General features: G+C 41.8%; 9 protein-coding genes. 1 reads left to right on the top strand and 8 read right to left on the bottom strand.

Annotated elements, in window-relative coordinates; translation table 11 throughout:
• Positions 1 to 182 precede the first annotated feature (182 nt).
• On the top strand, positions 183 to 2,822 hold the full coding sequence (locus FC14_RS08575) for an HAD-IC family P-type ATPase (RefSeq protein WP_056977418.1): 2,640 nt from the start codon (positions 183 to 185) through the stop codon (positions 2,820 to 2,822).
• Positions 2,823 to 2,888: 66 nt separating this feature from the next.
• Here the strand turns inward: FC14_RS08575 and FC14_RS08570 are convergent, their stop codons facing one another.
• The 8 genes from FC14_RS08570 to FC14_RS08550 all read right to left on the bottom strand — a co-directional run bounded on the left by FC14_RS08570 (position 2,889) and on the right by FC14_RS08550 (position 9,273).
• Positions 2,889 to 3,254, bottom strand: a complete 366-nt coding sequence (locus FC14_RS08570; RefSeq protein WP_056977416.1) for a hypothetical protein — start codon at positions 3,252 to 3,254, stop codon at positions 2,889 to 2,891.
• A gap of 175 nt (positions 3,255 to 3,429) precedes the next feature.
• On the bottom strand, positions 3,430 to 3,750 hold the full coding sequence (locus tag FC14_RS10960; RefSeq protein ID WP_235804532.1) for a transposase: 321 nt from the start codon (positions 3,748 to 3,750) through the stop codon (positions 3,430 to 3,432).
• Positions 3,751 to 3,753: 3 nt separating this feature from the next.
• Positions 3,754 to 4,767, bottom strand: coding sequence for an RNA-guided endonuclease InsQ/TnpB family protein (locus tag FC14_RS08565; RefSeq protein WP_235804531.1), 1,014 nt, complete (start codon positions 4,765 to 4,767; stop codon positions 3,754 to 3,756).
• Positions 4,703 to 5,374, bottom strand: a complete 672-nt coding sequence (locus tag FC14_RS08560; protein ID WP_156655794.1) for an IS607 family transposase — start codon at positions 5,372 to 5,374, stop codon at positions 4,703 to 4,705. Before FC14_RS08560 ends, FC14_RS08565 begins: the two co-directional genes overlap by 65 nt.
• A 42-nt stretch (positions 5,375 to 5,416) precedes the next feature.
• Positions 5,417 to 5,584, bottom strand: a complete 168-nt coding sequence (locus tag FC14_RS10645) for a hypothetical protein (protein WP_156655793.1) — start codon at positions 5,582 to 5,584, stop codon at positions 5,417 to 5,419.
• Positions 5,574 to 5,720, bottom strand: coding sequence for a hypothetical protein (locus FC14_RS10640; protein WP_156655792.1), 147 nt, complete (start codon positions 5,718 to 5,720; stop codon positions 5,574 to 5,576). Before FC14_RS10640 ends, FC14_RS10645 begins: the two co-directional genes overlap by 11 nt.
• Positions 5,721 to 5,823: 103 nt before the next feature.
• Positions 5,824 to 6,849 (bottom strand): helix-turn-helix domain-containing protein, encoded by a 1,026-nt coding sequence (locus FC14_RS08555; RefSeq protein ID WP_056977414.1) that lies wholly within the window; start codon positions 6,847 to 6,849, stop codon positions 5,824 to 5,826.
• A gap of 198 nt (positions 6,850 to 7,047) precedes the next feature.
• Positions 7,048 to 9,273: a MucBP domain-containing protein gene (locus tag FC14_RS08550; protein WP_056977412.1), complete on the bottom strand. Its 2,226-nt coding sequence runs from the start codon at positions 9,271 to 9,273 to the stop codon at positions 7,048 to 7,050.
• Positions 9,274 to 9,592: the final 319 nt, after the last annotated feature.

The following is a 9,592-nucleotide window of genomic DNA, read 5'->3' as shown; positions in this document are numbered from 1 at the left end:
ATCAAGAGAATAGAGAATTTTTATGCTCTTTTTTGCTTTCAAGTTTCAGTTAGTTAAATTACTTAGAAAGAGAGGTTGTCTAAATTAAAAACGAATCCTAAACTTTGTTTTTATTCTCAACGTGAGTGAGTTCACCTAATTGACTGTCACACTGATTAAATTTTGAAAGGTTGAACTCACTAATGAAAAAAATTTACCAAGTCGATATCAAGCAACTAGCTACTAACTATGAGCAAGAAAATTTCAGGGCCGGCTTGACTTCTGCCCAAGCTCACAGTAAATTAACCGCTGATGGTCCTAACGTGTTAGTAAGCAAACAAACACCTAAGTGGAAAATATTCTTACGCCAATTTAACAACATCGTAATTTATATTCTCCTCCTATCAGCTTTACTGACCCTAATGATTGGACATTACACCGATGCCGTGGTGATTTTAGCGGTGGTCATCATCAACTCTCTAATCGGTTACTTTCAAGAAACCAGCGCCGCTAACGCCTTAGCTAAAATTAAGGAACTGCTAGCCCAAAATGCAACGGTTTATCGTGACCACACCCGTCAAGACGTTGCTGCCAGCGACTTAGTCAAAGGTGATGTTGTCTTCTTAGAAGCTGGTGACAACGTTCCTGCTGACTTAAGGATTGTGGAAGCAGACAATTTGCGCATTGAAGAGGCCAGTCTAACTGGTGAAACAACCGCGGTTACTAAAACGCCGCTAGCTTTAAGCGCAAATAATATCCCCCTAGCTGAGCGAACTAACATGGCCTTTGCCTCGACCTCTGTCATCACCGGTAGTGGCCTTGGTATTGTAGTCGCTACGGCTAATGAAACCGAAATTGGGCAGATTTCTCAAGAAGTAGCCCAAATTAAAAGTAGTAAAACCCCACTTATCAAAGAAATTGATGGGGTAGGTAAAGTGGTCTCCTACCTCTCAATTATTATTTCCCTAGTGGTTTTTGTCATCGGGTTGATGCTGAAAATCTACTCGCTCCCTGCCCTAGCCTTGGCCGTAGTGGCAATGCTTGTGGGGGCCATCCCGGAAGGACTGCCCGCTACAACTTCAGTTATCCTGGCCTTTGGGGTTAGCAAACTCGCTAAAGAGCAAAAGACCATCATTAAGTCCATGCCGGCCGTTGAAACCTTAGGCTCAGTTAACGTCATTGCCACCGATAAAACGGGGACCCTAACTAAAAATGAAATGACCGTTACCGACCTGTGGGTTGATGATAATCAGTATCAAGTAACTGGTAGTGGTTACGCTCCAGAAGGACAACTTCTGCACGCTGGAACAAAAGCGCAACTTACCCCTAATTTGGAATTACTGCTGGCAGCTGGTTACCAGGCCAACGACACCATCCTCAAGCAAACTGAATCCGGCTGGACGATTAATGGGGAAGCAACTGACGGGGCCTTTTTAACCCTTTACCATAAGTTAAAAAGCTCAGCTCCTACTTACCACAGCCTAGATTTATTGCCGTTTGACTCGGATTACCGTTACATCGCCCGCCTGGTTGAAAATTCTCAAAAAGAACAGCTGATTTTCGTTAAGGGCTCCCCCGACAAACTAATTCCCATGGCGAAAAAAGGCAATTCAAACTTTGACCAAGCACTGTGGACCAAACGTGCTAACGCCTGGTCCCAAAAAGGCAAACGGGTTATTGCCCTGGGCTACAAGTCAGTTACTAAGCAAAAACAGGTTACCCATGAGCAGCTCGCAGCCGGAATTACCTGGTTAGGCTTGGCTGCCTTACAAGACCCTCCGCGCCCAGAAGTAGTCACCGCCCTTAAAAAAATGAATCAAGCCGGAGTGGCCGTGAAGATGATTACTGGTGACCACCCCAAAACGGCTCAAGCGATTGGACAACAATTGGGGCTAGCACCAGGCAAAATCAAAGCCCTCACGGGAGCCGAATGGGATTGCCTTTCCCAAGAAGAAAAACAACAAGCTGCCTTAGACCACCAAGTATTCGCACGAACGACTCCTCAAAATAAATTAGAGATTATTTCGGCCCTACAAGAGCAAGGCCAAGTAACCGCAATGACGGGCGACGGAATCAACGATGCCCCCGCCTTAAAAAAGGCAGACATCGGTATTGCGATGGGAATCAAGGGAACCGACGTTGCCAAGGATGCAGCCGATATGATTTTGGCAGACGACAACTTTGCTACAATGGCCACGGTTATCAAGGAAGGCCGCAAAATTTACACCAATATCAAGAAGAGTATTCTCTTCTTACTTCCGACCTCCTTTGCCGAAGGCCTAATCGTTGCCTTTTCGATACTAACCGGCCAAGAAGTTCCCCTCCAACCAGCACAACTGTTATGGATTAACCTTGTTTCTGCCATCACTATTCAATTTGCCTTTGTCTTTGAGCAAGCGGAAAGTGGACTGATGAATCAGCCCCCTCGTTCACGAACTCAAAAAATGTTTTCCAAGGCCGATTTATGGCAGATTGCCTTTGTTTCCAGTCTAATGGCTATCTTCGCCTTAATTGGCTACGAATGGTTCTTACGACTAGGAGTTAGTGAACTTAGTGCTTCCACCATGGTTGTCAATACGATTGTCATTAGTAAAATTTGCTACTTCTTTAGTATTAGAACCCCCAAACCAGCTTTCAGCAAGGCTAGTTTAGAAAATAAACCTGCCTGGGCAATCATCGCCCTCATGTTAGCTTTCCAACTCTTCTTAACTTACGTGCCCTTTATGCAGACAGCCTTTAAGGTTACAGCCTTATCTCTACTCGAATGGAGTGTAATTGGCGGCTTTTCAGCCCTAATTCTTCTCCTAGCTGAACTAAAAAAATTTTTAAAATCTCACCGTTAATCTAGCTTAACCCTCTTTTCTTGCTTAGGTACAAGAAAAGAGGGTTTTTCACTACTAATCTACTTATTAGGCCCTAAGCGCCATCACTTGCTCATAATAGCTTTCCGCCTGGGCCTGATCTATTTGCGCCGTAAATTCATCACTTACAATTTGCTTTGTAAAATACGCATTAAGTGCCTGTCTGGCGGTGTTTTCAGCACTTAACTCACCTTTTAAATTTACTATAGTATTTGTTTCCTTGTTGTCAAATTTAAGCTCTAAACAGTTGAGTACCTTAGAACCGTGTAATAAGCAGCCAGTCTTTTCATCAAAATTACAGATAAAAATTACTACCGTTCGCCGCCTCTTCCTAAAATCCTCACCTGCTAAGAGTGCATTACGTTCCAGGCTCGCTTGAGATAATAGATTCCTGCTGAACCGATACCAAATCATACCGTATGAAATAATATCGAAACGTGGCTTAGGCTACCCTCGTTCGTAACTTACTTTGACCAACCCATCCACGCAAAAGCGAACGTCCATCGTCAAGTGACGACTTTCTCCGGGGCAACTTTACGGTCAGTTCGGCAGTTGAACTTGTTTCGGAATCTTTCGGAAATGGTCTACCCTAAAATCGCAAAGACCATTTGACTGGGCATAATCCGATGCCCTCTATCCCGTCCGCAAAAGCTTTCGGGACTACTTTTTTGATGATTTGTAAGGCGCCGTTAACATCGGCGTTGATTAATTGACCTGTATCGGCTTTATACAGTCCACGCTTCAGCCGTCGTTTTGCCGGACTAATACCCTTGCGTTTACGGGCCTTATCCCCATTCTCACGAATGGGCTCTTCTTTATCTAAGAAAGATGTTTGACTGGTATAGGCTTCGCTATGTTGAATGATCACAATTCCGGCCAAATTAGCTTTGTACTTAATCAAATTAATCATTATTTAGTGCGGAATCCCAATGAAGTTTTGGTTGTTTTGTTTACTCATGCGAGAACGTTGCTTTTGTCTCTTGTTTTTACCAATGATAATTGTGTTCAGCCCATGGCTTAGCGCAAAATCAACGATACGCTTACTTGCTTCATGGGCGAAGCGATTCATCTTTTGGTTGCGGAAGAAATCAAGACTAGTTAGCCGACGACTAGAACGATTTTGACCTAACAAGTCATGAATACTAGTTAGTCGGGCTCGTTGCTTATTGTAAAACTGGTTAATCGCCTTAATTGGCTTACCGTTGACAATTACCGGCGTAATTCCCGGTACGTTGGTTACCAAGGTAAAGGCATTATTGACCCCAGGGTCAATCCCTAAATAACGTCCGTTATCCGGATTATATTGAACTGTTTGGTTCGTCTTGTAGACCACTTCGACAATAAAGCGCCGATTTTGGGGAACAATTCGCACTTCTTGGATTGCCGTAGTCTCTGGGTGAGCCAGTTTAATCTTGAACTTGTCCATGCAAGGAATTTCTACATAGCCATTTTTGCGTAACTTAGCCGTTTGGTTGTCGACAATAATCGTACTTAGTCCGCCTTTTGTCCGGTATTTTGGCAATTTAGGTCGGCCCGTGAATTTACCTGGATTCTTGGCATAAGCCTTGCGAGCCTTATTCCAAGAATCCATACTACGAGCGACCAGTTTAAGTTGCTGTTGAACTAAGTGAACGCTTTTCATCGAACCATAAATCATGTTGTCCTTTTGACGTTTTGATTGCTTTAGAGAAGCATCTAGCTTGTTGTAAGATAACCACACTCCCTTAAATAAGGCTTGCCGGGCTCGATAGAGTCCTTGGTTGTAGACGTTATTAGCGAGGTGGCTGAAATGATCTAATACACTGTATTTAGGGTGTGAAGGGCGAATTACATGGCGTTCCGTCAAGTAGTCATACTGTTGTTCAGTCTGATTTTGGCGGATTCTTTGATAGCGAAGCCTTTTGTTTTTCTTCGTCTTTTGTGCCATGCGTCTTCATCTCACTTTCTTCATTGTCACTTAGATCTTCTTTAATCTTTTTACGTCTTCCTGAATACATACGCATTGAGAATGCGTGCAAGAGACTAATGATTTCCTCGAATATTTCCTGCTGGTCGGTCTTCTTATCGGTGATTTCTGTCATTACCACGATTTCCACATGATATTTGGCAAAAAGGTATTTGAATAAATCAAAGCCAACCCGACTTAACCGGTCTTTGTGGGTAATTATGACCCGTTGAACCTTATGTGCTAGCACTAGCTCCAACAGCTTAAAGAACTCCTTTCGCTTCTCAAAGGAAATGCCACTTGCGATATCTTGGAAGACTCCGTTAATTTGATAGCCGTTCTTCATCGCAAACGTTTGTAGATTCTCAACTTGGTGCTCCAAATCAGTTTTTTGCTTGGGGGTTGAAACCCGTGCATAAAGATACGTCCCACGTTGTTCGCCCTTATTTAAAATGGCGTAAACTGATTCTGGGTCCCAGTCATAACGACCGTTAGGCAGTTTCCGAGCCTTGAGAATCCCTTGCTCCCGCCATCTTTGTAACGTTTGCCGACTAATTTGGAGGGTTTCTAAAACTTCTTTAGCTTTCATATCATAAATTATACCATATGATATAAAAATACATCAACAACATCAAAAATGTTGACTATACATTGACATTCGTTCCGCTAAATCGCCTTTATCACTATTTTGCATTTCTAAATCATAAATCGTGCCAAACTCATCTTCGGCGTAAATATCGAACCTAGGACCATAATAAACCAAATCTTTTTTCGTAACCTCTTCACGATTAACCCTCACTATTTTGCCTGACTTTAAAGCCAGGCAAGCAAATTTTTAGTAATTTTTCCAACAACTCTGGATGCTCACTAAAAATCCACCAAAAAATAATATTGTCTGTAATTGTTGCTTGCGCCCACTTTTCTGCTGCTTGCATTTTACTTCCTCCCCAGTGGAAAAATTTTTCCTGTCCTACCTACGAAAATTTCTTCTAGCCTAGATATTCCACTTTACTTAAAGAGTGGTTATTATCAATTGGCTTACGCCGATTGATTAGAAATTAAATTCTTAGTAGTTCTTAAATCACTTAGTTTATTTATATTTTTAATTATGTCGGCGAAGCCGACAATAATCTTATCCACTATTGAATTAATATTATCTAACTTAGACTGGAAATTATTTTCTACCCTAGAAGTATTCTTCCCCATGAAATTTTCTTCTACCCCAGTATTATCAACATTTTCTAACCCCTGGAAATTATCTTCTTGCTGGAAGTTTACTTCTACCCTAGAAGATTTCTTCTCTAGGGGGTAGAAATTTTCTTCCATAGAAGTTTCCTTCTCACAATTAATGCCATGTTCTTTATTAAATTGTTCGGTGGCTCTCGCAGTCACCTTGTTTATCAATACGTATTCTTCATCCATTGTCAATTTAACTCCTTGATTCTTTAACTTGTTGAATTCCTTTTTAACTTCACTATCAATGAACATAGACCGGCGCAATTCTACATTTTGAATTTGATTATAAGGTTGCCTATTTTTTGAATGGAGCTTGTAATAAAGCGACTCCCTTACCATCAATAACTGTTCCCTTTGTTCTGGGGTCACATGGTCAGGTATGGCTCCAAAGCGTTCGGTCATCTCTGCTTCAATCACTTCCGGGTCAACCTTAGTATCAACCGTGTAGTCATACTTATCACTTGGTTCCGCCACGGCTTCAACTACTTTCTCATGACTTATTTCCTCATCGTAAAGATAGCCATCCCTATCCAACGGATCAACTCCCGGTACAAAACTGATAATCCGCTCATTTTTATCCAAGGAATTGGCAAGTTCAATGTAACCACACTTAGCCAACTTATTAAGCCAAGCTGAAATTGACCTGACCGTCACGTGGTATAAAGCCGCTAAGCGTTGGTTAGAAACCTTAAAGGTTCCTGCCATACCACCAAACGTGTATAGCTCTCCGTAAAGTAATTTCTCGTTAGCTGTTAAGCGTAAATCAAAGCGGACCTTGGCTGGAATTGTGATTGGGTAGTTGGCTTCTCGTTTTAAAATCTTAGTCATATCTAAGTTTCTCGTTTTAGTTTTGATTGTGGGTAAAGTTATCCCTCTATATATATGATTCGCAAAAGCTTGCCCAATTAATTCTTTTTTTAGCTAAATTTTCGTTAAAAAAATTATCATTATTTTTTAACCAAACAAAAAAGCAGACTCCCTTACGAAATCTGCTTTTTTGAGAGAGAACCTATCTTTTGAAAGTAATTACTTGTCCTCTTTTTCTTCTTTTTTGAAACCTAATCCTAACATTCCTGCCAACCCTAAGGCAATTACACCTAACATAGATGAATTTTGCTTAGTTTCACCAGTTTGTGGTAAAACTACTTGAGTGGATGCTTGTTTTTCAGACTTAGGTTGGGCTGCGGATGGAGTAACACTTGCAGTCACACTTGGTTGAACTTTATTCACAGTTGGAGTTTCAGAAGTAGCTGTTGGTGCTGTAGGAACATCGGCTGTTACCTTTTGGTAGAGGTAGATAACATGAAGCGTCCCTTCAACTACCTTGCCATTAGCACTTGCTGAACCTAATTCCATCCCAATTAATTTGTAGCCAGCAAATGTCTTACCGCTAGTATTATAATCACTACCTACTAACCCATCCTTAACTACTGAGTTAGGTCCTTCAAGAACATTCCCCTCAGTATCAACGTATTTAACATCAACTGAACCCTTCTTTTCTTCGGACTTATCAGTTGCTACCGTTGGGGTTGGGTCTTTTTCATAGACATAGATTACGTGCTTAGTTCCTTCTGTTACCTTGCCGTTGGCTGCGTCTGAAGTCTTATCCATCCCTACGAAGTGGTAACCGTCAAAAGTCTTTTCTTCTGTCGTGTATTCTTCATCGACTGGCGCGTTGTCCTTAACTGTTGTTACGTCTTCAAGTACGTCCCCATCCTTAGTGATGTACTTAACGTCTACATTACCCTTCTTTACTTCTGGTGTTTCTGGGTTCTTAGCGTAAACATAAACCACGTGCTTGGTTCCTTCCGCTACTACTCCCGTAGCTGGATCCGAAGTCTTAGCCATTCCGACGAAGTGATAACCAGCAAAAGTTTTTTCTTCTGTCGTGTAATCTTCACCGACTGGGGCATTGTCCTTAACTGAAGTTACATCTTCAAGTACGTCCCCATCCTTAGTGATGTACTTAACATCTACGGAACCCTTCTTTTCTACCGGTGTTTCTGGGTTCTTTGCGTAAACATAAACAACGTGTTTAGTTCCTTCTTCTACTTGACCTGTAGCGTCAGCTGAGAATTCACCCATCCGCACGAAGTGGTAACCGTCGAAGCTCTTTTCTGTCGTTTCGTAGTTTGAACCGATTTCTCCGTCCTTAACTACGTCACTAGTTGCTTCTAAAACTTTGCCATCTTCCGTAACATATGTTACGTCAACGTTACCCTTCTTTACTTCTGGAGTAACATCTTTTTCGTAAACGTAGATTACGTGCTTGGTACCTTCCGCTACTACACCTGTTGCTGGATCAGAAGTCTTGTCCATCCCAATAAAGTGGTAACCATCGAAGCTCTTTTCTTCAGTTGTATAATCTTCACCGACTGGAGCGTTATCCTTAACTGAAGCTACATCTTCAAGCACTTTGCCATCAGTAGTGATGTACTTAACATCTACTGAGCCCTTCTTTTCTTCTGGGTTCTTAGCATATACGTAAACAACGTGTTTAGTACCTTCTTCTACATTACCTGTTGCGTCGGCTGAGAATTCGCCCATCCGCACAAAGTGGTAGCCGTCGAAGTTCTTTTGAGTTGTTTCATAGTTTGAGCCGATTTCTCCGTCCTTAACTACGTCACTAGTTGCTTCTAGAACCGTACCGTCTTCGGCAACATATGTTACATCTACGTTACCTTTCTTCACTTCTGGAGTAACGTCCTTTTCGTAAAGGTAGATAACGTGCTTGATACCTTCTGAAACTACTCCGTCGGCAGCTGCTGAATCTTCAGCCATGCCAACAAAGTGATAACCGTTAAAGTTACCTTTTTCAGTGTCATAGGCAGTCCCAACGTTAACGTCTGTCACCACCGGTTTAACATCAGCCAAAATTTGACCGTCTGTGGTCTTGTGAACAACGTCAACTGACCCCTTCTTGTCAGCTGGAACATAGAGGTAAACCACCCGTTGGATTCCTTGCTTAATAATTCCTTCCGCTGGGGCAGATTGGTAGCCCATCGTTGTGTACTTGTAGCCGGCAAATTCTTCTGGAGCAGTAACATAGCCCGTACCTTGTTTAGCATCGTGGGCAATTTGACCATCCGTAGTCTTGGCATAGTCTTCAGTCTTCAAGACTTTACCCGTACTTGCGTCAATGTGAACTACAGTTACGGACCCAGTAATGTCTTGAGCTCCACCTTCAACGGATGAATTGTTAACCGTAATTGCGGCTTCACTCCAAGATGCGTTGAAAGGAGCATCATACATATCTGTCTTTTCATTAATTTAGGGCGGGATACCAGTGGTTTTAACCACTGGAGGGATAGCCCTCACTTTAGATTCGTTAGAACCTACTTTTTACCCTTTCGCCTCCTTATGATATGTATTTATCGAACAAAAGTGCTATAATTATTAGTGAAGAAAGTGAGGTGAACCTAATGGAAACACAAGTTACTGTTAAAGTAAAATTAAATCTTGCCAATGCAGATATTGCTCCGAGTTTTACTAATATGATGGAACAATATCGCTTGGCTTGTAATTATGTTTCTGAATACATTTTTAATCATGATTTTGATATGCAACAAAG

It is taken from the genome of Ligilactobacillus agilis DSM 20509 (assembly GCF_001436215.1).
Taxonomy (GTDB): Bacteria; Bacillota; Bacilli; order Lactobacillales; family Lactobacillaceae; genus Ligilactobacillus; species Ligilactobacillus agilis.
Note: the sequence above shows the minus strand (reverse complement) of the source record. Positions and strands in the feature narration are given on the sequence as shown.

What these genes read in the sequence shown, in the direction of transcription:
- FC14_RS08560 (WP_156655794.1), bottom strand. Translation starts at nt 5,374, where the DNA reads ATGAAAGCTAAAGAAGTTTTAGAAACCCTCCAAATTAGTCGGCAAACG.
- FC14_RS10960 (WP_235804532.1), bottom strand. Translation starts at nt 3,750, where the DNA reads ATGATTAATTTGATTAAGTACAAAGCTAATTTGGCCGGAATTGTGATC.
- FC14_RS08555 (WP_056977414.1), bottom strand. Translation starts at nt 6,849, where the DNA reads ATGACTAAGATTTTAAAACGAGAAGCCAACTACCCAATCACAATTCCA.
- FC14_RS08575 (WP_056977418.1), top strand. Translation starts at nt 183, where the DNA reads ATGAAAAAAATTTACCAAGTCGATATCAAGCAACTAGCTACTAACTAT.
- FC14_RS08550 (WP_056977412.1), bottom strand. Translation starts at nt 9,273, where the DNA reads ATGTATGATGCTCCTTTCAACGCATCTTGGAGTGAAGCCGCAATTACG.
- FC14_RS10640 (WP_156655792.1), bottom strand. Translation starts at nt 5,720, where the DNA reads ATGCAAGCAGCAGAAAAGTGGGCGCAAGCAACAATTACAGACAATATT.
- FC14_RS08565 (WP_235804531.1), bottom strand. Translation starts at nt 4,767, where the DNA reads ATGGCACAAAAGACGAAGAAAAACAAAAGGCTTCGCTATCAAAGAATC.
- FC14_RS08570 (WP_056977416.1), bottom strand. Translation starts at nt 3,254, where the DNA reads ATGATTTGGTATCGGTTCAGCAGGAATCTATTATCTCAAGCGAGCCTG.